This is a genomic window from Solilutibacter silvestris (assembly GCF_050574925.1).
GTDB lineage: Bacteria > Pseudomonadota > Gammaproteobacteria > Xanthomonadales > Xanthomonadaceae > Solilutibacter > Solilutibacter silvestris_A.
Genome location: NZ_JBCMOO010000001.1, coordinates 1 through 26,672, shown reverse-complemented (window position 1 = coordinate 26,672; position 26,672 = coordinate 1). Strand labels below are relative to the sequence as shown.

20 protein-coding genes and 4 tRNA genes are annotated in these 26,672 nt (G+C 64.0%); 23 read left to right on the top strand and 1 reads right to left on the bottom strand.

Annotation, left to right across the window (positions count from 1 at the left end; genetic code table 11):
- The first annotated feature begins 34 nt into the window (after positions 1-34).
- From ABE093_RS00120 to ychF, 4 genes are all read left to right on the top strand, one after another.
- The gene (locus ABE093_RS00120) at positions 35-994 is read left to right on the top strand and encodes a ribose-phosphate diphosphokinase (protein ID WP_430758834.1); all 960 of its coding nucleotides are present in this window, start codon (positions 35-37) and stop codon (positions 992-994) included.
- An 83-nt stretch (positions 995-1,077) separates the two neighbouring features.
- The gene (locus ABE093_RS00115) at positions 1,078-1,731 is read left to right on the top strand and encodes a 50S ribosomal protein L25/general stress protein Ctc (protein ID WP_430758833.1); all 654 of its coding nucleotides are present in this window, start codon (positions 1,078-1,080) and stop codon (positions 1,729-1,731) included.
- Between the two features lie 51 nt (positions 1,732-1,782).
- Entirely contained in the window at positions 1,783-2,364 is a 582-nt protein-coding gene (gene pth, locus ABE093_RS00110; RefSeq protein WP_430758832.1) for an aminoacyl-tRNA hydrolase, read from the top strand.
- A gap of 1 nt (position 2,365) precedes the next feature.
- Positions 2,366-3,457, top strand: a complete 1,092-nt coding sequence (ychF, locus tag ABE093_RS00105) for a redox-regulated ATPase YchF (protein WP_430758831.1) — start codon at positions 2,366-2,368, stop codon at positions 3,455-3,457.
- An 85-nt stretch (positions 3,458-3,542) separates the two neighbouring features.
- Here ychF and ABE093_RS00100 read toward each other — a convergent pair whose 3' ends face one another.
- Positions 3,543-6,371, bottom strand: coding sequence for a TonB-dependent receptor plug domain-containing protein (locus ABE093_RS00100; RefSeq protein WP_430758830.1), 2,829 nt, complete (start codon positions 6,369-6,371; stop codon positions 3,543-3,545).
- 220 nt (positions 6,372-6,591) lie between these two features.
- Here ABE093_RS00100 and ABE093_RS00095 point away from each other — a divergent pair, with 220 nt between their 5' ends.
- The 19 genes from ABE093_RS00095 to ABE093_RS00005 all read left to right on the top strand — a co-directional run.
- Positions 6,592-7,629: a cyanophycinase gene (locus ABE093_RS00095; RefSeq protein ID WP_430758829.1), complete on the top strand. Its 1,038-nt coding sequence runs from the start codon at positions 6,592-6,594 to the stop codon at positions 7,627-7,629.
- A 29-nt stretch (positions 7,630-7,658) separates the two neighbouring features.
- Positions 7,659-8,708, top strand: a complete 1,050-nt coding sequence (locus tag ABE093_RS00090) for an isoaspartyl peptidase/L-asparaginase family protein (protein ID WP_430758828.1) — start codon at positions 7,659-7,661, stop codon at positions 8,706-8,708.
- 88 nt (positions 8,709-8,796) lie between these two features.
- Positions 8,797-8,882 (top strand) — tRNA-Tyr (locus tag ABE093_RS00085).
- 28 nt (positions 8,883-8,910) lie between these two features.
- Positions 8,911-8,984 (top strand) — tRNA-Gly (locus ABE093_RS00080).
- Between the two features lie 39 nt (positions 8,985-9,023).
- Positions 9,024-9,099 (top strand) — tRNA-Thr (locus ABE093_RS00075).
- A 34-nt stretch (positions 9,100-9,133) separates the two neighbouring features.
- Positions 9,134-10,324 (top strand): elongation factor Tu, encoded by a 1,191-nt coding sequence (tuf, locus tag ABE093_RS00070; protein ID WP_430758827.1) that lies wholly within the window; start codon positions 9,134-9,136, stop codon positions 10,322-10,324.
- A 103-nt stretch (positions 10,325-10,427) separates the two neighbouring features.
- Positions 10,428-10,503 (top strand) — tRNA-Trp (locus ABE093_RS00065).
- A 17-nt stretch (positions 10,504-10,520) separates the two neighbouring features.
- Positions 10,521-10,922 (top strand): preprotein translocase subunit SecE, encoded by a 402-nt coding sequence (secE, locus tag ABE093_RS00060; protein WP_430758826.1) that lies wholly within the window; start codon positions 10,521-10,523, stop codon positions 10,920-10,922.
- Between the two features lie 10 nt (positions 10,923-10,932).
- Positions 10,933-11,511, top strand: coding sequence for a transcription termination/antitermination protein NusG (gene nusG, locus ABE093_RS00055; protein WP_430758825.1), 579 nt, complete (start codon positions 10,933-10,935; stop codon positions 11,509-11,511).
- 200 nt (positions 11,512-11,711) lie between these two features.
- Positions 11,712-12,140 (top strand): 50S ribosomal protein L11, encoded by a 429-nt coding sequence (gene rplK, locus ABE093_RS00050; RefSeq protein ID WP_430758824.1) that lies wholly within the window; start codon positions 11,712-11,714, stop codon positions 12,138-12,140.
- 4 nt (positions 12,141-12,144) lie between these two features.
- Positions 12,145-12,843 carry a 50S ribosomal protein L1 gene (rplA, locus tag ABE093_RS00045; protein ID WP_430758823.1) on the top strand — a complete coding sequence of 233 codons (699 nt, stop codon included), beginning with the start codon at positions 12,145-12,147 and terminating at the stop codon, positions 12,841-12,843.
- A 356-nt stretch (positions 12,844-13,199) separates the two neighbouring features.
- The gene (gene rplJ / locus ABE093_RS00040; RefSeq protein WP_430758822.1) at positions 13,200-13,739 is read left to right on the top strand and encodes a 50S ribosomal protein L10; all 540 of its coding nucleotides are present in this window, start codon (positions 13,200-13,202) and stop codon (positions 13,737-13,739) included.
- 60 nt (positions 13,740-13,799) lie between these two features.
- The gene (gene rplL / locus ABE093_RS00035) at positions 13,800-14,171 is read left to right on the top strand and encodes a 50S ribosomal protein L7/L12 (RefSeq protein WP_430758821.1); all 372 of its coding nucleotides are present in this window, start codon (positions 13,800-13,802) and stop codon (positions 14,169-14,171) included.
- A 283-nt stretch (positions 14,172-14,454) separates the two neighbouring features.
- Positions 14,455-18,624 carry a DNA-directed RNA polymerase subunit beta gene (rpoB, locus tag ABE093_RS00030; RefSeq protein ID WP_430758820.1) on the top strand — a complete coding sequence of 1,390 codons (4,170 nt, stop codon included), beginning with the start codon at positions 14,455-14,457 and terminating at the stop codon, positions 18,622-18,624.
- Positions 18,625-18,704: 80 nt separating this feature from the next.
- The gene (gene rpoC / locus ABE093_RS00025; RefSeq protein ID WP_430758819.1) at positions 18,705-22,934 is read left to right on the top strand and encodes a DNA-directed RNA polymerase subunit beta'; all 4,230 of its coding nucleotides are present in this window, start codon (positions 18,705-18,707) and stop codon (positions 22,932-22,934) included.
- Positions 22,935-23,275: 341 nt separating this feature from the next.
- The gene (gene rpsL / locus ABE093_RS00020) at positions 23,276-23,650 is read left to right on the top strand and encodes a 30S ribosomal protein S12 (RefSeq protein ID WP_430758818.1); all 375 of its coding nucleotides are present in this window, start codon (positions 23,276-23,278) and stop codon (positions 23,648-23,650) included.
- 65 nt (positions 23,651-23,715) lie between these two features.
- The gene (gene rpsG / locus ABE093_RS00015) at positions 23,716-24,183 is read left to right on the top strand and encodes a 30S ribosomal protein S7 (protein WP_430758817.1); all 468 of its coding nucleotides are present in this window, start codon (positions 23,716-23,718) and stop codon (positions 24,181-24,183) included.
- Positions 24,184-24,347: 164 nt separating this feature from the next.
- Positions 24,348-26,465, top strand: a complete 2,118-nt coding sequence (fusA, locus tag ABE093_RS00010) for an elongation factor G (RefSeq protein ID WP_430758816.1) — start codon at positions 24,348-24,350, stop codon at positions 26,463-26,465.
- 46 nt (positions 26,466-26,511) lie between these two features.
- Positions 26,512-26,672, top strand: a 161-nt coding sequence (locus ABE093_RS00005) for a GTP-binding protein (RefSeq protein WP_430758911.1), incomplete at its 3' end; no start/stop codon positions are given.

The window sequence follows — 26,672 nt, the reverse complement described above, 5'->3', positions numbered from 1 at the left end:
CTGTAGTACCGCCACTGTCGCTCCGGAGCGCGCAATGAAGGACGAACGCAACCTGCTGGTGTTTTCCGGCAATGCCAACCGCCCGTTGGCGAAGGCAGTGTGTGCGGAACTCGGCGTGCGCCAGGGCAAGGCGCTGGTTTCGACCTTCTCCGACGGCGAAGTGCAGGTGGAGATCGAGGAAAACGTCCGCGGCCAGGACGTCTTCGTGATCCAGCCGACCTGCGCCCCGAGCGCGGAAAACCTGATCGAACTGCTGGTGCTGATCGACGCGCTCAAGCGCGCATCGGCGACCAGCGTCACCGCGGTGGTGCCGTACTTCGGTTACGCCCGCCAGGATCGCCGCCCGCGTTCCGCGCGCGTGCCGATCACCGCGAAGGTCGTGGCCAGCATGTTCGGCACCGTCGGTGCCGATCGCGTGCTGACCGTCGATCTGCATGCCGACCAGATCCAGGGTTTCTTCGACGTGCCGGTCGACAACGTGTATTCGTCGCCACTGCTGCTCGCCGACATCTGGCGCGCCTACGGCACCGAGAACATGGTGGTGGTGTCGCCCGACGTCGGCGGCGTGGTGCGCGCCCGCGCGATCGCCAAGCGCCTCGACGATGCCGACCTCGCCATCATCGACAAGCGCCGTCCGCGCGCGAATGTTGCTACCGTGATGAACATCATCGGTGAAGTCGACGGCAAGAACTGCGTGCTGGTGGACGACATCGTCGACACCGCCGGCACGCTCTGTGCCGCTGCTGCTGCCCTCAAGGAGCGCGGCGCGGCCAAGGTCGCCGCTTACATCACCCACCCGGTGCTGTCGGGTCCGGCGATCGACAACATCACCAAATCCTCCCTCGACGAACTGGTGGTGACCGACACCATCCCGCTCAGCGAGGCAGCGAAGGCCTGCGGCAAGATCCGCCAACTCAGCGTTGCGGAACTGCTGGCGGAAACCATCCGTCGCATCGCCTTCGGAGAATCCGTCAGTTCGCTCTACGTGGACTGACGAACAACCGGCTCGTCTGGTCGCGGACGAGTCATCACAGTCGCAGCGATGCGGCATTTCATCCAAGCAAGAGAGAAACACTAATGTCGAACGAACACACTCTGAAGGCCTACGGCCGCAAGGACGAGGGGAAAGGTGCGAGCCGCCGCCTGCGTCATGCGGGTCGTATCCCGGCCGTCGTCTACGGTGGCGACAGCGCCCCGGCCAGCATCGAACTCGATCACGAGCCGACCTGGCTGGCCCAGCAGCATGACTGGTTCTATGCCTCGATCATCTCGTTGAACGTCGATGGCAAGGCCGAGTCGGTCCTGCTGCGTGACATGCAGCGCCACCCGTACAAGCAGCTGATCATGCACCTGGACTTCCAGCGCGTGAAGGCCAACCAGAAGCTGCACGTCAAGGTGCCGCTGCACTTCATCAACATCGACAAGTCGCCGGCCGGCAAGAGCGCCGAAGCCACCGTCACCAGCGAACTGAACGACCTCGACATCGTCTGCCTGCCGGCCAACTTGCCGGAGTTCATCGAAGTCGACCTCGGTGCGATCAAGGTCGGTGACACCGTGCACCTGTCCGACGTCAAGCTGCCGAAGGGCGTTGAGCTCGCCCACGCCATCGACGACGCGCACAACCCGGCGGTTGCCGTGGCGCGCGCGACGAAGGAAGAAGTGGTGGATGACGCCGCTCCGGCCGCTGGCGACGTGCCCGCGATCAAGGAAGAAGGCGACAAGGGCGAGTAATGCCGCCTGGCGATCGCTTCGGGTCATTCCGGAGCGATCGCGATCCTGGATATGGAACCCTTGCGTCTCATCGTCGGTCTCGGCAATCCCGGGACCGAACATGCGAAAACCCGCCACAACGCGGGTTTTCGTTTTGTGGACGAACTCGCGGCACAGGTCGGCGCGCGCTGGTCGGTGGAAGGCAAGCTGTTCGGCGAAGTCGCGAAAGCGAGCATCGGCGGACGCGATGTCTGGCTGTTGAAGCCGGCGACCTTCATGAACCTCTCCGGCAAGTCGGTGACGGCGGCGCTGCGGTTCTGGAAGATCGAGCCGGAGCAGATGCTCATCGCGCACGACGAACTCGACCTGTCGCCGGGCGTGGCACGCCTCAAGTTCGATGGCGGCCACGGCGGCCAGAACGGTTTGCGCGACACCATGAAGCTGCTCGGGCACGGCAAGTTCGGTCGCCTGCGCATCGGCATCGGCCATCCCGGGCACAAGGATCGCGTCACCGGCTGGGTGCTGGGACGCGCCAACGCGGACGACGACATCCTGATCGGCCGCTCCATCGATGACGCCATCGCGGTCCTGCCGCTGGCGCTGTCGGGAAATTTCAACGAGGCGATGAAACGCCTCAACACGAGCAAAGACTGACATGGCGATCCAATGCGGCATCGTCGGCCTGCCCAACGTCGGCAAGTCGACCCTGTTCAATGCGCTGACCAAGGCGGGTATCGCCGCGGCGAACTTCCCCTTCTGCACCATCGAACCGAACGTCGGCGTGGTGCCGGTGCCCGATCCGCGCCTGGGCGCGCTGGCGGACATCGTCAAGCCCGAACGCGTGATTCCGACCGCGGTCGAGTTCGTCGACATCGCCGGCCTGGTTGCCGGTGCGGCCAAGGGCGAAGGCCTCGGCAACAAGTTCCTCGCGCACATCCGCGAAGTCGACGCGATCGCGCACGTCGTGCGCTGCTTCGAGCATGCCGACGTCATCCACGTCAACAACAAGGTCGATCCGATCGCCGACATCGAGACGATCGACACCGAACTCGCGCTCGCCGACCTCGAATCGGTCGACAAGGCGCTGCAGCGCGCCGAGCGTTCCGCCAAGTCCGGCGACAAGGAAGCGAAGGCGCGCGCCGAGGTGCTCGCTCGCATCCGCGCCGGCCTCGACGAAGGCAAGCCCGCGCGCGGCATGGGCCTGAGTGACGAGGATCGCGCCGCGGTGCGCGACCTGTTCCTGCTCACGCTGAAGCCGGTGATGTACGTCGCCAATGTGCTGGAAGACGGTTTCGAGAACAACGCACACCTCGACGCCGTGCGCGCCCGCGCCGTCGCCGAAGGTTCGCAGGTGGTGCCGGTGTCGGCCGCGATCGAGGAAGAGCTCAGCCAGCTCGACGACGAGGATCGCGACACTTTCCTCGCCGACCTCGGCCTGGAAGAGCCGGGCCTGAATCGCGTGATCCGCGCCGCCTACACGCTGCTGGGCCTGCAGACCTATTTCACCGCCGGCGTGAAGGAAGTGCGCGCGTGGACGGTGAAGCAGGGCGCCACCGCGCCGCAGGCCGCCGGCGTGATTCACACCGACTTCGAGAAGGGCTTCATCCGCGCCGAAACCATCGGCTATGACGACTTCATCAAGTACCGCGGCGAAGCGGGCTCGCGCGAAGCCGGACGCATGCGCCTGGAAGGCAAGGAATACCGCGTCCAGGAAGGCGACGTGCTGCACTTCCGCTTCAACGTGTGATTGGCGGCGCGAAGCTCGTCGACTATCCGAACAAAAACGCCCGACGATTGCTCGCCGGGCGTTTTGCTTTCCGGGGCTCGGTGGATTACAACGCCTTGCCGCCGAGCTTCCAGGTGACCGACAGGAAGTAGCTGCGGCCGACCGCATCGAACCACGAGGTGTCGTAGTACGGATAGTTGGCCCAGGTCGCATCCTTCGGCGGCATCTTGTCGAACAGGTTGTTGACCGACAGCGACAGGCGCAGGTGGTCGTTGATGTCGTAGCGTGCGCCGCCATTGAAGCGCCAGGTGGCTTCGGTCCATGCGTCGTTGTTGTAGTTGGCGACGCGACCGACATAGTTGCCGAACAGGCTGGCGCCCCAGGCGTTCCTGCTCCAGGTCACGCCGACATTGCCTTTGGTGCGCGGCAGCGTGGTGTCGGCGAAGCTGACATCCAGCATGTTCTCCACCGGGTCGCCCGGGTATTGCACGCGGGTGTGGCGCTGAGTCCAGTTGTAGTTGGCACTGAAGCGGAAATCGCCGACCCTGGCAGTGCGCAGGCGGTAGTTGGCGGTCAGGTCGATGCCCGACGTCTGCTCCTGGGCGATGTTGATCGGCGCGAAGTGGACGCTGGTGATGTCGCCATTGCTGTCGCGGATCACGCGCGCGAGCGCGTCGACGCAGGTCGGTGAATTGACGTCGACCCTGGCGCCGCTGTCGGTGACGCCGAGGCGGCAATCGGCTTCGGTCTGGCGCAGGCGTTCGCGATCCTGCACCTGCACCTGGTTCATCACCTTGATCTTGTAGTAGTCCGCCGTCAGGTCGAAGTTGGCGCTGGGCGACCACACGAGGCCGGCCGTGAACGATTTGCTGGTCTCGACGTTCAAGGCTTCGTTGCCGTGGTAGATGTCGAACGTCGCGCCGTCCCAGCTGCCGTCGTCGTAGCAGAAGCCGTTGCTGGCGCCGGGCACGTCGGTGCGGCAGTGGTAGTAGTCGGTGGCGTAACGGGTGCGGTAATAGTCGTTGCCCGCGAACAGGTAATGCATGTCGGGCGCGCGGAAACCCGTGCCATAGGAGCCACGCACCAGCAGCGACTGGACCGGACGCCATTCCATGCCGAGGCTGTAGGTGAACTTGCCCGGGCTCTTGCCGCCGTAGCTGTAGCGGTCGTAACGACCGGCGATGCTGGCCTGCAAGGTGGAGAACAGCGGCATGCGCATTTCGCCCGCGGCGCTCCAGCGGTTGCGGCTGCCGCTGCCGTCGCCGTATTGCGGGCCGTAGTAGGCATCGGCGGTCAGGGCGAGCGGATCGGGGTTGATGCGATACGACTGGCGCCCGTATTCGACGACGCCGGCAAAGCCGACATTGCCGGCCGGCATCGAGAACAGGTGTTCCGTGTCGGCGGTGAAGCTGAGGTCGTCGTTGCTGGCCTTGGGACGGAAGGTTGACATCGCGGCGATCGAGGCGAATTGCGCTTGCGTCAGCGGCGTGAACAGGCGGTTCGGATCCGGGCTGAAGATCGCGTAGCCATCGGCGTCATAGCCTTGCTGCGGCCCGAGGATCAGCGCATTGGCCGCTGCCGCCTTGATGCGCGGCATGCCGACGTCGGCGTTGTACTGCGAATGGTTGTATGCCGCTTCCCAGTTCCATTTCTCGGCGAAGGCGCCCTTGAGGCCGGTGGTCAGGCCCAGCGTCTTTTCTGTGGTGACGTTCATGCGGTTCTTCAGGCCGCCGATTTCTTCCGGCGTGAATTGCCGCGTCCAGATCTCGTAGTGGCCGGTCCCCGCGTTGTAGAACATCTTGCTGCGGTAATTGTTGGTCGAGTTGGGATCGTGGAATTCCCAGCCCATGACGTCGCTGGCGACGTCGTTGCCGTTGGTGCCCGTCAGCAGCTTGACCTTCTGGTATCCGAGCTGGACATCGGCGAACCACGACAGATTGTCCGAGAAACGGTATTCGAACGATCCGTAGGCGTTCACGCCTTTGCGTTCGTTCTCGATCGTGCGATAAGCGATGGCGCGATCGCTGCCGCAATAAGGCTCGCCGTACCTGTCGTGCGCCAATCCCGTGGTGCCCTGGTTCAGTCCCGACATCGCCTTGCAGCCATCGGCCGGCGCGATGTTGACGTCGTCGTCCCAGTCGTAGAGTTGCGCGGTGAGGCGCGGCAACTGGCGGCGCGACGTCGGCGCATCGAGGGTGGAATCCTGGACCTTGCGCTGGTAGCCCCACAACGGCTTCTTGTCGAGCAATTCCAGTCCGAAAATGCCGCTGAAACCGCCGCGTTCGAAGCCGCTGGTCAGCGTCAGCTTGTGCGATTGGCCGCCGCCGCGACTGGTGTCGCCGAAGCGGTAGTCGATCGTGGTGCCATCGGCCTTCTTCTTCAGGATGAAGTTGATGACGCCGGCCATGGCGTCGGAACCGTAGATCGCCGATGCGCTGCCGGTCAGCACTTCGACGCGTTCGACCATGCCCAGCGGGATGTTGCCGATATCGGTGAAGTTGCTGCGGCCTTCAAGCGGCAACGGGAAGTCGGCGATGCGGCGACCATTGATCAGCACTAGCGTGTGGTTGGGGCCGAGGCCGCGCAGGTCGACCGCCTGTGCGCCCGGCGTGGATTGCGCACTGGTGAAGTTCTGCTGGCCCTGCACGCTGCCGCTGTTTTGCGAAAGCGAACGCAGCACTTCGGGGACATTGGTGAAGCCGGCCGACTTGATCTGGTCAGCCGTGATGACGGTGACCGGAGCCGGCCCTTCGATTTGCGCGCGCGGAATGCGCGATCCCGTGACCGTCACCGTTCCCAGTGACTGGCTGGATGCTGGTTGCTGTTGTGGAGCCTGTTGCTGCTGCGCATCGGTCGTGGTTTGTGCGCTTGCCGTTGCGCTCGCGAGCACCAGCAGGCCGCACTGGATCGCGAGGCCGAGTTTCTTCTTCCGCATTGCATACCCCTTCACTGTCGTCGTTCGTGGAATCGAAGCGATTGCACTGCACGCCCCCTCCGGGCGAAGCAGTCACGGATGGCAGTTCATCCGGTCGCTTTTTCACCATTACACTGAAACGCACGTCATGACAATCGCACTAAAGTCACATTGGTTTGATGCGTGCACATCGATGTGCGAAATGGCTTATGGTTCGATTTCCGTCGATGCAACCAAGTGCATGCGCCATCCATCGATACAACGCATCGTTTCATTCGCGATCATTGCGGCTGTCGGATCGCTGCTCGCGGCATGCAGCAGTTTCGGCGCGAAAACCGCGGCTGCGCCATACGACTACTACCGCATCGGCAACGTGGAATCGCCGACGCCGGGACGCGTGCAGGGCGGGTTGATGCTGCTCGGTGGCGGCGATTGGCCATACGATGCATTCCACTGGTTGTTCGATCGCGCCGGCAACGGCCACATCGTGGTGTTGCGCGCGTCGTATGCCGACGAGAACCAGCAGGAGATGTACGAGAAGATCGGCGGTGTCGCTTCCGTCGAAACGCTGGTCTTCCACGATCGCAAGGCATCCTTCGATCCGAGGGTACTCGCCGTCATCGCCCATGCCGATGGCATCTGGATCGCGGGTGGCGATCAATCCAACTACGTCAGGGACTGGAAGGGCACGCCGGTCGAGGACGCGATCAATCGCCACGTCGCCAGCGGCAAGCCGCTGGGTGGAACCAGCGCGGGGCTGGCGGTGCAGGGGAGATATGTCTACGGCGCGATGGATGGCGGCAGCCTGACCAGCAAGGAATCGCTCGCCGATTCGCGCACCGGTGCGATCACTTTGGTCGAGGATTTCCTGCGCTTCGAACCGCTGTATTCCGCCGGCGTGATCACCGATACCCACTTCGATGCACGCGATCGCCAGGCGCGCCTGATCACGATGATGGCGCACCTGCAGGAATCGCATCCGGGCGCGCCGTTGCTCGGCATCGGCGTCGACGAGCAGACGGCGCTGTGCATCGACGCCGATGGCAGCGGCCGCATCTTCACTGCGAACAATGGCCATGCCTGGCTGTTTCGCGCAGGGCGTTCGACCTTGCGGAAAAACGGCCCCGTCGTTGCCGAAGCCTGGCACGTGACTGGCGCAGGTCGCGACAGTCGCATCGATACCCGCGATTGGAGCGTGTCGAATCCCGCCTTCCAGTCGACCGTCGATATCCGCGATGGCCGACTCGAATACACTCCGGCGATACCTCGCCATCCATGAATTCGTCCAGCCGCACAAGGAATCCTTCGATGCGCATTTCCAAGATCGCCGCACTCGCGCTTGCGCTCGCAGCAGCTGCCACTGCACAGGCCGCGGATCCCGTCCTCGTCATCCACGGTGGTGCCGGCGTGATCCGTCGCGACAACAACAAGGCCGACGAAGCCGATATCCGCAAGGCGCTGGAAACCGCGCTGCGCAACGGCCATGCCGAATTGAAGGCGGGCAAGTCCTCGACCGACGCGGTGGTCGCCGCGCTACGCGTGCTGGAAGACGATCCGCACTTCAACGCCGGCAAGGGCGCGGTGTTCACCCATGACGGCAAGAACGAAATGGATGCGTCGATCATGGAAGGCGAGGGCCAGCGCGCCGGTGCGGTCGCTGCCGTGCATCGCGTCCGCAATCCGATCACCTTGGCGCGCGCGGTGATGGAGCATTCCGAACACGTGATGCTGGTCGGCGACGGCGCCGAGATGTTCGCGAAGGAGCAGGGCATCACCCTGGTCGATCCCTCCTACTTCCGCACCGAGAAGCGCTGGCAGCAGCTGCAGAAGATCCTCAAGGAGGAGGCCGCCAAGCAGGCCTCGACCGATCCCGAATACGTCAAGCACATCGGCACCACCGGTGCCGTGGCGCTCGACAGCAAGGGTCACCTGGCGGCGGGCACCTCCACCGGCGGCATGACCAACAAGCGCTGGGGCCGGGTCGGCGACTCCCCGATCATCGGTGCCGGGACCTGGGCCGACGGCGGTTGCGCCTTCTCCGGAACCGGCTGGGGCGAGTACTACATCCGCACCCATGCGGCCAGCAATGTTTGCGCCCGGGTAAAATTCCTGAAAGAGACCGCGGCGCAGGCCGGGGCTGCCGTCATCAACGGCGAAGTGGTGAAGATGGGGGGTGATGGCGGCGCCATCGTCCTGACCTCCGACGGCAAGTTCGCCTTTCCCTTCAACACCGAGGGCATGTACCGCGGCTGGATCGGTACCGACGGCGTTCCACACGTGGCGCTTTACGCCGACGACGGCATGACCGGCGACGTCGTCCTCAAGAAGGAAGAAGCCGTGGCCACGCCTGCGCATTAAGGTGATCGAATCGAGTGTCGCGACGCGTTGACAGACTGAAAACCGCACGCCAGAATAGTGGGCTGTTTCACCGCCTCGCGGTTTCGGCGGAGGGATACCCAAGCGGCCAACGGGGGCAGACTGTAAATCTGCTGGCTTACGCCTTCGGTGGTTCGAATCCACCTCCCTCCACCAGCTCGAAGCGTTGAACGGCATTCCCGGTGCGGGAGTAGTTCAATGGTAGAACTGTAGCCTTCCAAGCTACTAGCGCGGGTTCGATTCCCGTCTCCCGCTCCACCTTGGACACTCCGCGGCAGGAACGCTGCAATTTGCTTCGCTCACGTAGCTCAGTCGGTAGAGCACCTCCTTGGTAAGGAGGAGGTCGATGGTTCGATTCCATTCGTGAGCACCACCTTTCATTCCAAACATTCGAGTCGAGACACGAGATGGCAAAGGAAAAGTTCGAGCGCAAGAAGCCGCACGTGAACGTGGGCACGATTGGTCACGTTGACCATGGCAAGACGACGCTGACGGCGGCGCTGACGAAGGTGGGCGCCGAGCGTTTCGGTGGCGAGTTCAAGGCATACGACGCGATCGACGCGGCGCCGGAAGAGAAGGCGCGCGGCATCACGATCTCGACGGCGCACGTGGAATACGAAAGCCCGACGCGTCACTACGCGCACGTGGACTGCCCGGGACACGCCGACTACGTGAAGAACATGATCACCGGTGCCGCCCAGATGGACGGCGCGATCCTGGTGTGCTCGGCCGCTGACGGCCCGATGCCGCAGACCCGCGAGCACATCCTGCTGTCGCGTCAGGTCGGCGTGCCGTACATCGTGGTGTTCCTGAACAAGGCCGACATGGTCGACGACGCCGAGCTCCTCGAGCTGGTGGAAATGGAAGTCCGTGAACTCCTGAGCAAGTACGAGTTCCCGGGCGACGACACCCCGATCATCGCGGGTTCGGCCCGCCTGGCGCTGGAAGGCGACCAGAGCGACATCGGCGTGCCGGCGATCCTGAAGCTGGTCGACGCGCTGGACACCTGGATCCCGGAACCGGAACGTGACATCGACAAGCCGTTCCTGATGCCGGTGGAAGACGTGTTCTCGATCTCGGGCCGCGGCACCGTGGTGACCGGCCGTATCGAGCGCGGCGTGATCAAGGTGGGCGAGGAAATCGAAATCGTCGGTATCCGCCCGACCCAGAAGACGACGGTGACCGGCGTCGAAATGTTCCGCAAGATGCTGGACCAGGGCCAGGCAGGCGACAACGCCGGTCTGCTGCTGCGCGGCACCAAGCGTGACGACGTGGAGCGTGGCCAGGTGCTGTGCAAGCCGGGCAGCATCAACCCGCACACCGAGTTCGAAGCCGAAGTCTATGTCCTGTCGAAGGACGAAGGCGGCCGTCACACGCCGTTCTTCAAGGGCTACCGTCCGCAGTTCTACTTCCGCACGACCGACATCACGGGTGCGGTGGAACTGCCGGAAGGCACCGAGATGGTGATGCCGGGCGACAACATCAAGATGAAGGTGACGTTGATCAACCCGGTGGCGATGGACGAAGGTCTGCGCTTCGCGATCCGTGAAGGCGGTCGTACCGTCGGCGCCGGCGTCGTCGCCAAGATCATCAAGTAATCAAGCCGCATCGACGGGCCGCTCGCGCGGCTCCGTCACCGCCGAAGGCGAGCGGAGATGTCCGTTCGCCGTCGTCGTTTAGAGGCATCTCGTTTTACGGTCTACGCCAGTAGCTCAATTGGCAGAGCAGCGGTCTCCAAAACCGCAGGTTGGGGGTTCGAGTCCCTCCTGGCGTGCCACTCCGCAGAAGGCAAGCGTGAACAGCAAGGTCATCCAGCCCAAGCAAGGCGCATCGAAGTCGGATTCGACTTCCGGTGCGGATATCGCCAAGTACGTCGTCGCCGTCCTGTTGGCGGCCGCCGGCGTGTTCGCCTACTACTGGTTCGACGGCCAGTGGCAGGACTGGCTGCGCGTCGTCGCGGTGATTGGCGGCCTGGTGCTGGGCGCGATCGTGTTCCTGACCAGCTCCAAGGGTCCGAAGCTGCGCGAGTTCCTGGTCGAGTCGCGCTTCGAACTGCGCAAGGTGGTCTGGCCGAAGCGCCAGGAAGCCATGCGCATGACCTGGATCGTGATCGCAGTGGTCGTGGTGTTCAGCGTGCTGCTGGCCGGGTTCGACTGGGGCATCGGTCGTTCGGTCAAGTTGCTGCTGGGCACCTGAGGAGTAGAGAGTGGATAGCGAAACCCAAAACACCCGCTGGTACGTGGTTCACGCCTATTCCGGCTTCGAGAAGTCGGTGGCCCAGGCCCTGCGCGAGCGCATCGTGCGCGCCGAAATGCAGAACCGCTTCGGCGACGTCATCGTCCCGACCGAAGAAGTGGTGGAAATGCGCTCCGGCCAGAAGCGCCGTTCCGAGCGCAAGTTCTTCCCGGGCTACGTGCTGGTGCAGATCGTCACCCATGACGACAACGGCATTCCGCGCATCGACAACGAATCCTGGCACCTGGTGAAGGAAACCCCGCGCGTGCTGGGCTTCATCGGCGGTACCGCGGATCGCCCGCTGCCGATCCGCGACGAGGAGGCCGCCGCCATCCTCAATCGCGTGATGGAAGGCGTCGAGAAGCCGCGTCCGAAGGTGCTGTTCGAGCCGGGCGAGATGGTCCGCGTCACCGAAGGCCCGTTCAATGACTTCAACGGCGTGGTCGAAGAGGTCAATTACGAGAAGAGCCGCGTCCGCGTGGCGGTGCTGATCTTCGGCCGTTCGACCCCGGTGGAGCTGGAATTCGGCCAGGTCGAGAAGGCTAAGTAAGGGCAGGGCAAACCTGCTACAATATTTGGCTCGCTGCCTCGGGCGCGAGCCACCCGGAACCCCAGCCGCCTGCCAAGGGCGGCTGTCGGCGTCTGGCGATTTCTGTAGAAGCAGCAAGCAAAACGTGAAGCCGGGACGCGTGAATTTCCCGGGCCGATGGGGAGCCTGAGAACCAGGCGCTTGCACCCGGAGAGAGAGAAATGGCAAAGAAAGTCATTGGTTACATCAAGCTGCAGGTGAAGGCCGGTCAGGCCAACCCCTCGCCGCCGGTCGGTCCTGCGCTGGGTCAGCGCGGCCTGAACATCATGGAGTTCTGCAAGGCGTTCAACGCCGCCACGCAGAAGCTCGAGCCGGGTCTGCCGATTCCGGTGGTCATCACCGCCTATTCGGACAAGACCTTCACCTTCGTCACCAAGACGCCGCCGGCGTCGATCCTGTTGAAGAAGGCCGTGGGCATCCAGTCGGGCTCCAAGCGCCCGAACACCGAGAAGGTGGGCAAGGTGACCCGCAAGCAGCTGGAAGAGATCGCGAAGGCGAAGGAACCCGATTTGACCGCGGCCGACCTGGACGCGGCAGTACGTACCATCGCGGGTTCGGCCCGTTCGATGGGTCTGACGGTGGAGGGCTGAGACCATGGCACTGAACAAGCGACAGAAAGCGATCGCCGCTGCCGTGCAGCCGGGCAAGGCCTACTCGATCGAGGACGCCCTGAAGATCGTCAAGGACAACAGCAAGACCAAGTTCGTGGAATCGGTGGACGTGGCCGTGCGCCTCGGCGTCGATGCCCGCAAATCCGACCAGCAGGTGCGCGGTTCCACCGTGCTGCCGGCAGGCACCGGCAAGACCGTGCGCGTGGCGGTGTTCGCCCCGGCCGGTGCCAAGGCTGACGAAGCCCTGGCCGCCGGCGCCGATGCCGTCGGCATGGACGACCTGGCCGAGAAGATGCAGGCCGGCGACCTGAACTACGACGTGGTCATCGCCACGCCGGACGCGATGCGCGTCGTCGGCAAGCTCGGCACCGTGCTCGGTCCGCGCGGCCTGATGCCGAACCCGAAGGTCGGCACCGTGTCCCCGAACCCGGGCGAAGCGGTGAAGAACGCCAAGGGCGGCCAGGTGCGTTACCGCACCGACAAGGCCGGCATCATCCACTGCACGATCGGCAAGGCCGACTTCGAAGCAGCGAACCTGAAGACCAACCTCGAGGCGCTGCTGCAGGACCTGATCAAGGCCAAGCCGGCAACCGCCAAGGGCACGTATCTGCAGAAGATCGCGATCAGCTCGACGATGGGCCCCGGCGTGACCGTGGACCAGTCCTCGCTGGCCCTCAAGTAATTCGCAATGCCCGGTGCGGCTTCATCGCCGCATCGGTGTTCCAAATTTTGAAGGCAGCGCATCGGTCCATCGATGCGGGCCATCAAAGACCGCAGGTGCGGTCAGCGCAGATCGGCGACGGGCAGGGAGGCTCGGCATGGCACGGAATCGCCGTCGATCGAAGCGGGGCTGCTTAATCCGGGTTCGCAAGGACCGGCCTGCGTAGATGGATGCCCTTCCGAGTGTTTCAGGGGTTCGCCCCCGGATCAGAAAGAAGTCGGCACCAAGGAGCACGAAAGTGTTCCCGGCGTCAGGAAGATGCCGCCAGGACCGCGAACGGCCGGAGCCGTGAGCGGAATTCAATACGGAGGAGTGCAATGGCTCTTAATCTGACGCAGAAGAAAGATGTCGTCGCCGAAGTGGCGGAAGTCGCCGCGAAGGCACACTCCTTGATCGCAGCCGAGTACGCAGGCACCACGGTCGGACAAATGACCGCGATGCGCAAGAAGGCCCGCGAAACCGGTGTGTACTTGAAGGTTGTCAAGAACACGCTGGCCGCGCGCGCCGTCGACGGCACGGAATTCGAGGTCGCCAAGAACGATCTCGTCGGTCCGCTGCTGTACGCGTTCTCGACCGAGGAGCCCGGCGCTGCCGGTCGCCTGATCAAGGAATTCGCCAAGGGCAACGACAAGCTGCAACCGAAACTCGTGGTGGTTGGCGGGCAACAGTACCCGGCTTCCCACGTCGAAGTGCTGGCCTCGCTGCCGACCCTCGAACAGGCGCTGGGCATGCTCGCCCGCGTGCTGGCCGAGCCGGCGACGATGTTCGCGCGCGCGGTCAAGGCGGTGGCCGATCAGCAGGGTGGCGGCGAAGCCGCGCCGGCGGTCGAAGCCGAACCCGTCGCTGAACCGGCGTGATTCGACGATTTGAATCCACGAAATCGAACCCACATCTGAAACATTACCAAGGACACTGAAATGTCTCTTTCCAACGAACAGATCGTCGACGCGATCGCCGGCAAGACCCTGATGGAAGTGATGGACCTGGTCAAGGCCATCGAAGAAAAGTTCGGCGTGACCGCCGCCGCCCCCGTGATGGTGGCTGGCCCGGCCGCTGGCGCTGCCGCCCCGGCTGAAGAGCAGACCGAATTCACGGTCACCCTGAAGACCGCCGGCGACAAGAAGGTCGAAGTGATCAAGGCCGTCCGCGCCATCACTGGCCTGGGCCTGAAGGAAGCGAAGGACCTGACCGAAGCCGGTGGCGTGGTCAAGGAAGGCGTGTCGAAGGACGACGCCGCCAAGATGAAGAAGGACCTCGAGGCCGCTGGCGCGACCGTCGAAGTCAAGTAATTGCTGCACCGTCGCCAGTCCACCGGCGACACCTGAAGGCTGGGAGCCAACGCTCCCGGCCTTTCGGGCTTTTTGAAACACGTAATTCGCAACACGCAACACCGCAATACGCAGCAACTTGGAAGTGGTAACAGAGGGCGTGCTGGTGCCGGCAATACCAGCGACTTCCAACTGGCAGCGCGCCGATCCTTCCCGGATTCGTTTCGGGATGGAGGCGGCATTCCCTGACAGTTCCCCGCGGCGCAAGGCCCCGGGGGCCCCCATATGAAGGCGAACGAAGACCATGGCGAAAACGTCCACCCCCGCGTATTCCTTCACCGAGAAGAAGCGCATCCGCAAGGATTTCGGCAAGCGCCGGACCATCCTCGAGGTGCCCTTCCTGCTCGCCATCCAGGTTGATTCCTACCGCGAATTCCTCCAGGCCGACATCGACCCGAAAAAGCGCGCCGACAAGGGCCTGCATGCGGCGTTGAAGTCGGTTTTCCCGATCACCAGCTACAACGGCTATGCCGCGCTGGAGTACGTTGGCTACACCCTCGGTGAGCCGCCGTTCGACGAGCGCGAATGCCGCACCCGTGGCCTGAGCTACGGCGCCCCGCTGCGCGCGACCGTGCGCCTGGTGATCTATGACCGCGAATCCTCGGACAAGAAGGTCAAGTACGTGAAGGAGCAGGAGGTCTACATGGGCGAGATCCCGCTCATGACCGACAACGGCACCTTCATCGTCAACGGCACCGAGCGCGTCATCGTCTCGCAGCTGCACCGTTCGCCGGGCGTGTTCTTCGACCACGACCGTGGCAAGACGCACTCCTCGGGCAAGCTGCTGTACAGCGCCCGCATCATTCCCTACCGCGGCTCGTGGCTGGACTTCGAGTTCGACCCGAAGGACGCGCTGTTCACCCGTATCGACCGTCGCCGCAAGCTGCCGATCAGCGTGCTGCTGCGTGCGCTCGGCTACAACAACGAAGAGATGTTGAACGAGTTCTTCGAGATCAACACCTTCCACATCGAGCCGACCGAAGGCGTGCAGCTGGAGCTGGTGCCCGAGCGCCTGCGCGGCGAAACGCTGGAATTCGACCTGGCCGATGGCGACAAGGTGATCGTCGAAGCCGGCAAGCGCATCACCGCGCGCCACGTCAAGCAGCTGGAAGCCTCGGGCATCGCCGCCCTGGCCGTGCCGGACAGCTACCTGATCGGCCGCATCCTCTCGCATGACGTGGTCGATCCGGCCACCGGCGAACTGCTGGCCACCGCCAACGACGAGATCAGCGAAGACCAGCTTGCCAAGTTGCGCAAGGCCGGGATCACCAGCGTCGGCACCCTGTGGGTGAACGACCTCGATCGCGGCGCCTACATCTCCAACACCCTGCGTATCGACCACACCAAGACGCAGCTGGAAGCGCTGGTCGAGATCTACCGCATGATGCGTCCGGGCGAACCGCCGACCAAGGACGCCGCGCAGAACCTGTTCCACAACCTGTTCTTCACCTTCGAGCGCTACGACCTCTCGGCCGTGGGCCGCATGAAGTTCAACCGTCGCCTCGGCCGCAAGGAAGTCACCGGTTCGCCGGTGCTGTACGACGCCAAGTACTTCGCCGAGCGCAGCGACGACGAAAGCAAGCGCCTGCGCGACGAGAATGGCGGCACGTCCGACATCCTCGACGTGATCCGCGTGCTGACGGAAATCCGCAACGGTCGCGGCACGGTGGACGACATCGACCACCTGGGCAACCGCCGCGTGCGCTCGGTCGGTGAAATGGCCGAGAACACCTTCCGCGTCGGCCTGGTGCGCGTCGAGCGCGCCGTGCGCGAGCGCCTGACCATGGCCGAAGCCGATGGCCTGACCCCGCAGGACCTGATCAACGCCAAGCCGGTGGCCGCCGCGATCAAGGAATTCTTCGGTTCGTCGCAGCTGTCGCAGTTCATGGACCAGAACAACCCGCTGTCGGAAGTGACGCACAAGCGTCGCGTCTCGGCGCTGGGCCCGGGCGGCCTGACGCGCGAACGCGCCGGCTTCGAAGTGCGCGACGTGCACCCGACCCATTACGGCCGCGTCTGCACCATCGAAACGCCGGAAGGCCCGAACATCGGCCTGATCAACTCGCTGGCCGTGTTCGCCCGCACCAATGGCTACGGCTTCCTGGAAACGCCGTACCGCAAGGTGGTGGACGGTCGCGTCACCGACGAGATCGAATACCTGTCGGCGATCGAGGAAGTGGGCAAGGTCATCGCCCAGGCCAACGCGCCGCAGGATGCGAAGGGCACCATCACCGCGCAATTCGTCGCCTGCCGCTTCAACGGCGAAAACGAACTGCGTCCGCCGAGCGAAGTGCAGTTCATGGACGTCTCGCCGATGCAGACCGTGTCGGTCGCCGCGGCGCTGGTTCCGTTCCTCGAGCACGACGACGCCAACCGCGCATTGATGGGCGCCAACATGCAGCGCCAGGCGGTTCCGACGCTGCGTGCGCAGAAGCCGCTGGTCGGCACCGGCATCGAGCGCGCCGTGGCGCGCGACTCGGGCGTGACCGTGAACGCGCGTCGTGGCGGCCTGATCGAGCAGATCGACGCCGGCCGCATCGTGGTCAAGGTCAACGAAGACGAGATCGTCGGCGAAACCGATGCCGGCGTGGACATCTACAACCTGGTCAAGTACACCCGTTCCAACCAGAACACCTGCATCAACCAGACCCCTCTGGTGCGCGTGGGTGACGTGGTGGCGCGTGGCGACGTGCTGGCCGACGGTCCGTCCACCGACATCGGCGAACTGGCGCTCGGCCAGAACATGCTGATCGCGTTCATGCCGTGGAACGGCTACAACTTCGAAGACTCCATCCTGCTCAGCGAGCGCGTGGTGGAAGAGGATCGTTACACCACGATCCACATCGAAGAACTGGTCTGCCAGGCGCGCGACACCAAGCTGGGGCCGGAAGAAATCTCGCAGGACATCCCCAACGTTTCCGAGCAGGCGCTGAACCGCCTCGACGAATCGGGCGTGGTGTTCATCGGTGCGGAAGTGCGCGCCGGCGACATCCTGGTCGGCAAGGTCACGCCGAAGGGCGAAAGCCAGCTGACCCCGGAAGAGAAGCTGCTGCGCGCGATCTTCGGCGAGAAGGCGTCCGACGTGAAGGACAGCTCGCTGCGCGTGCCGCCGGGCATGGACGGCACCGTCATCGACGTGCAGGTCTTCACCCGCGACGGCGTCGAGCGCGACAAGCGCGCGTTGAAGATCCAGGACGACGAAATCCGTCGCGTCAAGAAGGACTTCGACGACCAGCGCGCCATCCTCGAAGCCGCGATCTACGCCCGCCTGCGCCAGCAGCTGCAGGGCAAGGAAGCGAGCGGCGGCGTCGGCGTGAAGAAGGGCGAGGTGCTGACCTCGCTCGTCCTCGACCAGCTCGACCGCAAGCAGTGGTTCCAGCTGCGCATGAAGGACGAGGACGCCAACGAAGCCATCGAACGCGCGCAGAAGCAGATCGCGCTGCACGAGAAGGAATTCGAGCGTCGTTTCGACGACAAGCGCTCGAAGATCCAGCAGGGCGACGATCTCGCCCCGGGCGTGCTGAAGATGGTCAAGGTGTTCCTGGCGGTGAAGCGCCGCATCCAGCCGGGCGACAAGATGGCCGGTCGCCACGGCAACAAGGGTGTGGTGTCGAACATCGTGCCGGTGGAAGACATGCCGTACATGGCCGATGGCCAGACGGTCGACATCGTCCTCAACCCGCTGGGCGTGCCGTCGCGCATGAACATCGGCCAGGTGCTGGAAGTGCACCTGGGCTGGGCGGCGAAGGGCCTCGGTCGCAAGATCGACGCGATGCTGCAGGCGCAGGCCAAGGTTGCCGATCTCCGCAAGTTCCTCGACGAGATCTACAACCACGACCGCAACAGCCACGAAGAGCGCGTCGACCTGACGCAGTTCAGCGATGCTGAATTGCTGCGTCTTGCCGGCAACCTCACCGATGGCGTGCCGATGGCGACGCCGGTGTTCGACGGTGCGGCCGAGACCGAGATCAAGAAGATGCTCGAGCTTGCCGACCTGCCGTTGAGCGGCCAGACCCAGTTGTATGACGGTCGCACCGGTGAAGCGTTCGATCGCGAAACCACGGTCGGCTACATGCACTACCTGAAGCTGAACCACCTTGTCGACGACAAGATGCACGCGCGTTCGACCGGTCCGTACTCGCTCGTCACCCAGCAGCCGCTGGGCGGCAAGGCGCAGTTCGGCGGCCAGCGCTTCGGCGAAATGGAAGTCTGGGCGCTGGAAGCCTACGGCGCGGCCTACACCCTGCAGGAAATGCTGACGGTGAAGTCCGACGACGTGCAGGGCCGCAACCAGATGTACAAGAACATCGTCGACGGCAACTACGAGATGGTGGCCGGCATGCCGGAATCGTTCAACGTGCTGTTGAAGGAAATCCGTTCGCTCGGCATCAACATGGAACTGGAAGAGCACTGAGGCGACACGCGAACGCAGCGGCATGACGTCGCTGCGTTCCGGACCACCCCATTGCCATCCAGTCTCCCGGAGAGAATCAAATGAAAGATTTGCTCAACCTGTTCAACCTGCAGCGCGCCACGCCCGACTTCGACGCGATCAAGATCGCGCTCGCTTCGCCGGACATGATCCGCTCGTGGTCCTACGGCGAAGTCAAGAAGCCGGAGACCATCAACTACCGTACCTTCAAGCCGGAACGCGACGGCCTGTTCTGCTCGGCCATCTTCGGGCCGATCAAGGACTACGAATGCCTGTGCGGCAAGTACAAGCGCATGAAGCATCGTGGCGTGGTCTGCGAGAAGTGCGGCACCGAAGTCACGCTGGCCAAGGTGCGTCGCGAGCGCATGGGCCACATCGACCTCGCGTCGCCGGTCGCCCACATCTGGTTCCTGAAGTCGCTGCCGTCGCGCATCGGTTTGATGCTCGACATGACGCTGCGCGACATCGAGCGCATCCTCTACTTCGAAGCCTATGTCGTCACCGAGCCGGGCCTGACCCCGCTCGAGCAGGGCCAGCTGCTCAATGAAGAGCAGTACCTGCAGGCGCGCCAGGAACATGGCGAGGACTTCGAGGCGGCGATGGGCGCCGAGGCGATCTTCGACCTGCTGCGCGGCATCGACCTGCAGTCGGAAATGGTCAACCTCAAGGAAGAGATCGCCAGCACCAGCTCCGAGACCAAGCTCAAGCGCCTCACCAAGCGCATCAAGCTGATCGAAGCCTTCCTCGACTCCGGCAACCGTCCGGAGTGGATGATCATGACCGTGCTGCCGGTGCTGCCGCCGGACCTGCGCCCGCTGGTGCCGCTGGATGGCGGCCGCTTCGCGACGTCGGACCTCAACGACCTGTACCGCCGCGTCATCAACCGCAACAACCGCCTGCGTCGCCTGCTCGAACTCAACGCGCCCGACATCATCGTGCGCAACGAGAAGCGCATGCTGCAGGAATCGGTCGACGCCCTGATGGACAACGGCCGCCGCGGCCGCGCCATCACCGGCACCAACAAGCGCGCCCTCAAGTCGCTGGCCGACATGATCAAGGGCAAGCAGGGTCGCTTCCGCCAGAACCTGCTCGGCAAGCGCGTCGACTACTCCGGCCGTTCGGTCATCGTGGTCGGTCCGTACCTCAAGCTGCACCAGTGCGGCCTGCCGAAGAAGATGGCGCTCGAGCTGTTCAAGCCCTTCATCTTCGCCAAGCTGCAGGAGCGTGAGCTCGCCACCACCATCAAGGCGGCGAAGAAGCTGGTCGAACGCGAAGAAGCGGAAGTCTGGGACATCCTGGAAGAAGTGATCCGCGAACACCCGGTCATGCTCAACCGCGCGCCGACGCTGCACCGTCTTGGTATCCAGGCGTTCGAGCCGGTGTTGATCGAAGGCAAGGCCATCCAGCTGCACCCGCTGGTCTGCACCGCGTTCAACGCCGACTTCGACGGTGACCAGATGGCCGTCCACGTGCCGCTGTCGCTGGAAGCCCAGCTGGAAGCGCGTGCGCTGATGATGGCGTCGAACAACATCCTGTCGCCGGCCAACGGCGAGCCGATCATCGTGCCGTCGCAGGACGTCGTGCTCGGTCTGTACTACATGACCCGCGCGCTTGAGAACAAGGCGGGCGAGGGCATGGTGTTCGCCAACGTCGCCGAAGTGAAGCGCGCCTACGACAACAAGGCCGCCGAGCTGCACGCCAAGGTCAAGGTGCGCATCACCGAAGTGCTCGACGGCGAAGAGAAGACCAGCATCGTCGACACCACCGTCGGTCGCGCCATCCTCGCCGACATCATCCCGGAAGGCCTGCCGTTCGCGCTGGTCAATACCGAGTTGAACAAGAAGGCGATCAGCCGCCTGATCAACAGCTGCTACCGCATGCTGGGCCTGAAGGACACCGTCGTGTTCGCCGACCAGCTGATGTACACCGGCTTCCGTTTCGCGACGCGCGCCGGTGTTTCGATCGGCATCGACGACATGAAGATCCCGGACGAGAAGAAGGGCATCCTCGCCGAGGCCGAAGCCGAAGTGCTGGAAATCCAGCAGCAGTACCAGTCGGGTCTGGTCACCGCGGGCGAGCGCTACAACAAGGTGGTCGACATCTGGTCGCGCACCAACGAGCGCGTCGCCAAGGCGATGATGGAAACCATCGGCACCGACAAGGTGATGGGTTCCGCAGGCAAGATGATCGACGAGAAGTCGATGAACTCGATCTACATCATGGCCGACTCGGGCGCCCGTGGTTCGCAGGCGCAGATCCGTCAGCTCGCCGGTATGCGCGGCCTGATGGCCAAGCCGGACGGCTCGATCATCGAAACGCCGATCACCTCGAACTTCCGCGAAGGCCTGAACGTCCAGCAGTACTTCATTTCGACCCACGGCGCCCGTAAGGGTCTGGCCGACACCGCGTTGAAGACGGCGAACTCGGGTTACCTGACCCGCCGTCTCGTCGACGTGGCGCAGGACGTGGTGATCACCGAGACCGATTGCGGCACGCTTGAAGGCCTGATCATGACGCCGATCATCGAAGGCGGCGACGAGGTCGAGCCGTTGCGCGACCGCGTGCTCGGCCGCATCGTGGCCGAGGACGTGTTCCTGCCGGGCAACGACGACGAACCGCTGGTGACCCGCAACACGCTGCTCGACGAGCAGTGGGTGCAGAAGCTGGAAGACAACAGCGTGCAGTCGGTGAAGGTGCGTTCCACCATCACCTGCGCGGCGCCGTTCGGCGTGTGCGCGCACTGCTACGGTCGCGACCTCGGCCGCGGCCACCTGGTCAACATGGGCGAAGCGGTCGGCGTGGTCGCCGCGCAGTCCATCGGCGAGCCGGGTACCCAGCTGACGATGCGTACGTTCCACATCGGTGGTGCGGCTTCGCGTGCGGCGGCGATCGACAACATCACGGTCAAGACCACCGGTACGGTGAAGTTCAACAACCTCAAGTTCGTTGAACACACCAACGGCAACGTGGTCGCGGTGTCGCGTTCGGGCGAAATGTCCATCCTCGATGGCCACGGTCGCGAGCGCGAACGCTACAAGCTGCCCTACGGCGCCAGCATCTCGGTGCATGACGGCAGCGCGGTCAAGGCTGGCCAGACCGTTGCCAACTGGGATCCGCATAACCACCCGATCGTCTCGGAAGTCGCCGGCCAGATCCGCTTTGTCGATTTCGTCGACGGCATCACGGTGATCGAGAAGACCGACGAACTGACCGGCCTCGCCTCGCGCGAAATCACCGATCCGAAGCGTCGCGGCTCGCAGGGCAAGGACCTGCGTCCGCTGGTGCGCATCGTCGGCAAGGACGGCAAGGACCTCACCATCCCGGGTACCGACCTGCCGGCCCAGTACCTGCTGCCGCCGCGCTCGATCGTCAACCTGCAGGACGGTGCCGCGGTCGGCGTCGGTGACGTGGTCGCCAAAATCCCGCAGGAAGCCTCGAAGACCCGCGACATCACCGGTGGTCTGCCGCGCGTTGCCGACCTGTTCGAAGCCCGCAAGCCGAAGGATCCGGCGATCCTCGCCGAAATCTCCGGCGTGGTCAGCTTCGGCAAGGACACCAAGGGCAAGCAGCGCCTGATCATCAAGGACAACGAGGGCAACGAGCACGAAGAGCTGATCCCGAAGTATCGCCAGATCATCGTGTTCGAAGGCGAGCACGTGACCAAGGGCGAAACCGTGGTCGACGGCGAGCCGAACCCGCAGGACATCCTGCGCCTGCTCGGTGTCGAACAGCTGGCCGCCTACCTGGTGAAGGAAATCCAGGACGTCTACCGCCTGCAGGGCGTGAAGATCAACGACAAGCACATCGAGGTGATCATTCGCCAGATGCTGCGCAAGGTCGAGATCACCGACTCGGGCGACAGCCGTTACCTGGTGGGCGAGCAGGCCGAGCGCCTGCGCGTGATCGAGGACAACGCCAAGCTGCAGTCGCGTGGCGAAATCCTGGCCAAGGTCGTCCCGGTGCTGCTCGGCATCACCAAGGCGTCGCTGGCCACCGAATCCTTCATCTCCGCGGCCTCCTTCCAGGAGACCACCCGCGTGTTGACCGAGGCTGCCGTCCGCGGCACCCGCGACAACCTGCGCGGCCTGAAGGAAAACGTGATCGTCGGCCGCCTGATCCCGGCGGGTACCGGCCTGGCGTACCACACCGCGCGCCGCCGCAAGGCCGCTGGCCTGACCGAGGCCGAACTCGACGTGCTGAGCGCCGAGTCCGCCGCCCCGGAAGTGCAGGTCGAAGCCCCGGCTGCGCCCCAGGTGATGATGCTGGAAGGCGACGACACCCCGGCCGCATAAGCCGAGGCGTCATTGCTGGATGGAAAAGGCGCCTACGGGCGCCTTTTTCTTGCCCTGGGTGGAATTGACGTGTACAATTCGCCCCGCAATTGATGGCCTAGGCCATCCAGATCACCAAATGAGGATGCAGGAAGCGCCTCGTGTTGGGCCCAGGAAGGGCGGGATCGCAGATTGACTGGAAGCGGGCACCCCTCGGGGATGGCCGGTCCGGTTACTCGGTATGGCCTCGTTTGACCGAAAGGTCGAGTGCGGGCTATACTTTTTCGTCTCAGCTGGCCGGATTGTCTCAATTCGGCCTGCTTCGTTTCCAAATGGGCTCCGGCCTACCAATAGAGCGTCTAATGGCAACCATCAACCAGCTTGTGCGCAAGCCGCGCAACCCGGAAACCTACAAGAGCGCCTCGCCGGCCCTCGCCAACTGCCCGCAGCGTCGTGGCGTGTGCACCCGCGTGTACACCACCACTCCGAAGAAGCCGAACTCGGCCATGCGCAAGGTCGCGAAGGTCAAGCTGACCAACGGCTACGAAGTGATCTCCTACATCGGTGGCGAAGGCCACAACCTGCAGGAACACAGCGTGGTGCTGATCCGCGGCGGTCGCGTCAAGGACCTGCCGGGCGTGCGTTACCACACCGTGCGCGGTTCGCTCGACGCCGCCGGTGTCGCCAAGCGTCGCCAGCGTCGTTCCAAGTACGGCGCCAAGCGCCCGAAGGGCTGATCTCCCTAATGGTGTAGATCACGGCGCCATGTGCGCCGCCTGACCAGAACAACAAGAAGAACATCATGTCCCGCAAAGCAGCAGCCCCCCAACGCAATGTTCTGCCCGACCCGAAGCACGGCAGCGAAACCATCGCCCGCTTCATCAACATGGTCATGCAGAGCGGCAAGAAGTCCATCGCCGAGAAGATCGTCTACGGCGCCATGGACGTGATCGGCGAGAAGAACCCGAACTCGCTGGAACTGGTCGAGAAGGCCCTGGGCAACGTCGCCCCGACGGTGGAAGTGAAGTCCCGCCGCGTCGGTGGCGCCACCTACCAGGTGCCGGTCGAAGTCCGCGCGTCGCGCCGCATGGCGCTGGCAATGCGCTGGCTGATCGAGTCCGCGCGCAAGCGTGGCGAGAACTCGATGCCGCGCAAGCTCGCCGCCGAATTGCTCGACGCTTCCGAAAACCGCGGTGGCGCCGTCAAGAAGCGCGAAGAAACGCACCGCATGGCGGAAGCCAACCGCGCCTTCGCGCACTTCCGCTGGTAATCGTCACGGGCGCCGGGAACGGCGTCCGGCCGTGGCGGATTTCCTCCGCCGCCGCGTCACGAACGGATTTCTTCCCGTTCGTGGATTCATCCGGAGGCCGCCCCACAGGGCGGCGTCTGGCCATCTAAAGGCCTGGTTTCAGGCAGCCAAAAAGAGAGATCACCGTGGCACGCACCACTCCCATCGAGCGTTACCGCAATTTCGGCATCATGGCGCACATCGACGCCGGCAAGACGACCACGTCCGAGCGCATCCTGTTCTACACCGGCAAGAGCCACAAGATCGGTGAAGTGCACGAAGGCGCCGCCACGATGGACTGGATGGAGCAGGAGCAGGAACGCGGCATCACCATCACCTCCGCCGCCACCACGGCGTTCTGGAAGGGCATGGACGGCACGTTCCCCGAGCACCGCTTCAACATCATCGACACCCCCGGGCACGTCGACTTCACCATCGAAGTCGAGCGTTCGCTGCGCGTGCTCGACGGCGCGGTGTTCGTGCTGTGCTCGGTCGGTGGCGTGCAGCCGCAGTCCGAGACGGTGTGGCGCCAGGCCAACAAGTACTCCGTGCCGCGCATGGCGTTCGTCAACAAGATGGACCGCACCGGCGCCAACTTCGACAAGGTCGTCGAGCAGCTGAAGTCCCGCCTCGGCGCCTACGCCGTGCCGATGCAGTTGCCGATCGGCGCCGAAGACGGCTTCGAAGGCGTGGTCGACCTGCTCAAGATGAAGGCCATCCATTGGGATGTGGCTTCGCAGGGCATGAAGTTCGAATACCGCGACATCCCGGCCGACCTCCAGGAGAAGGCCGAGGGCGCGCGCGCGTTCATGGTCGAAGCCGCGGCCGAAGCCAACGAAACGCTGATGGACAAGTACCTCAGCGATGGCGACCTGTCGGAAGCCGACATCATCGCCGGTCTGCGCGAGCGCACCCTGAAGGTGGAAATCGTGCCGGTGTTCTGCGGCTCGGCGTTCAAGAACAAGGGCGTGCAGGCCATGCTCGACGGCGTGATCAACCTGCTGCCGTCGCCGGCAGACCGTCCGCCGGTGCAGGGCATCGACGAAGACGAGAAGGAAGACCACCGCAACGCCGACGACAACGCACCGTTCTCGGCGCTGGCGTTCAAGATCATGACGGACCCGTTCGTGGGTTCGCTGACGTTCTTCCGCGTCTACTCGGGCACGCTCAACTCCGGCGACCAGGTCTACAACCCGGTCAAGTCGAAGAAGGAGCGCATCGGCCGCATCCTGCAGATGCACTCGAACCAGCGCGACGAAATCAAGGAAGTGCGCGCGGGCGACATCGCCGCGGCGGTGGGCCTGAAGGACGTCACCACCGGTGACACGCTGTGCGCGCAGGACCACGTCATCACCCTGGAACGCATGACGTTCCCGGAGCCGGTGATCTCGATGGCGGTCGAACCGAAGACCAAGTCGGACCAGGAAAAGATGGGTATCGCCCTGGGCCGCCTGGCGCAGGAAGATCCGTCGTTCCGCGTGCGTACCGACGAGGAATCCGGCCAGACCATCATCTCCGGCATGGGCGAGCTGCACCTCGACATCATCGTCGACCGCATGAAGCGCGAGTTCAACGTCGAAGCCAACGTCGGCAAGCCGCAGGTGGCCTATCGCGAAACCATCCGCAAGTCGGACGTGAAGAGCGATTACAAGCACGCCAAGCAGTCGGGTGGTAAGGGTCAGTACGGCCACGTCGTGATCGAGCTGTCGCCGATGACCGAAGCCGATCGCGCCAATCCGGACGTCGAGAACGATTTCCTGTTCATCAACGACATCACCGGCGGCGTGATCCCGAAGGAATTCATCCCGGCGGTCGAAAAGGGCATGCGCGAAACCATCACCAGCGGTCCGCTCGCGGGCTTCCCGGTGGTGAACGTCAAGGCCAAGCTGGTGTTCGGTTCGTACCACGACGTCGACTCGTCGGAAATGGCGTTCAAGCTCGCCGCTTCGATGGCGTTCAAGGAAGGTTTCCGCAAGGCCGATCCGGTCCTGCTGGAGCCGATGATGAAGGTCGAAATCGTGACGCCGGAAGAGTACGTCGGTGACGTCATGGGCGACGTCAGCCGTCGTCGCGGCCTGCTGCAGGGCCAGGACGAAAGCCCGTCCGGCAAGATCATCAACGCCGTGGTGCCGCTGGGCGAAATGTTCGGCTACGCGACCTCGCTGCGTTCGATGTCGCAGGGTCGCGCGACCTTCTCGATGGAGTTCGATCACTACGCCGAGGCGCCGAACAACATCGCCGAAGCCGTGATGAAGAAGGCCTAAGGCCTGGTCCCCCAATCAGAATTCAGAATTTACAGAGGTAAGAGAAATGGCAAAGGAAAAGTTCGAGCGCAAGAAGCCGCACGTGAACGTGGGCACGATTGGTCACGTTGACCATGGCAAGACGACGCTGACGGCGGCGCTGACGAAGGTGGGCGCCGAGCGTTTCGGTGGCGAGTTCAAGGCCTATGACGCGATCGACGCGGCGCC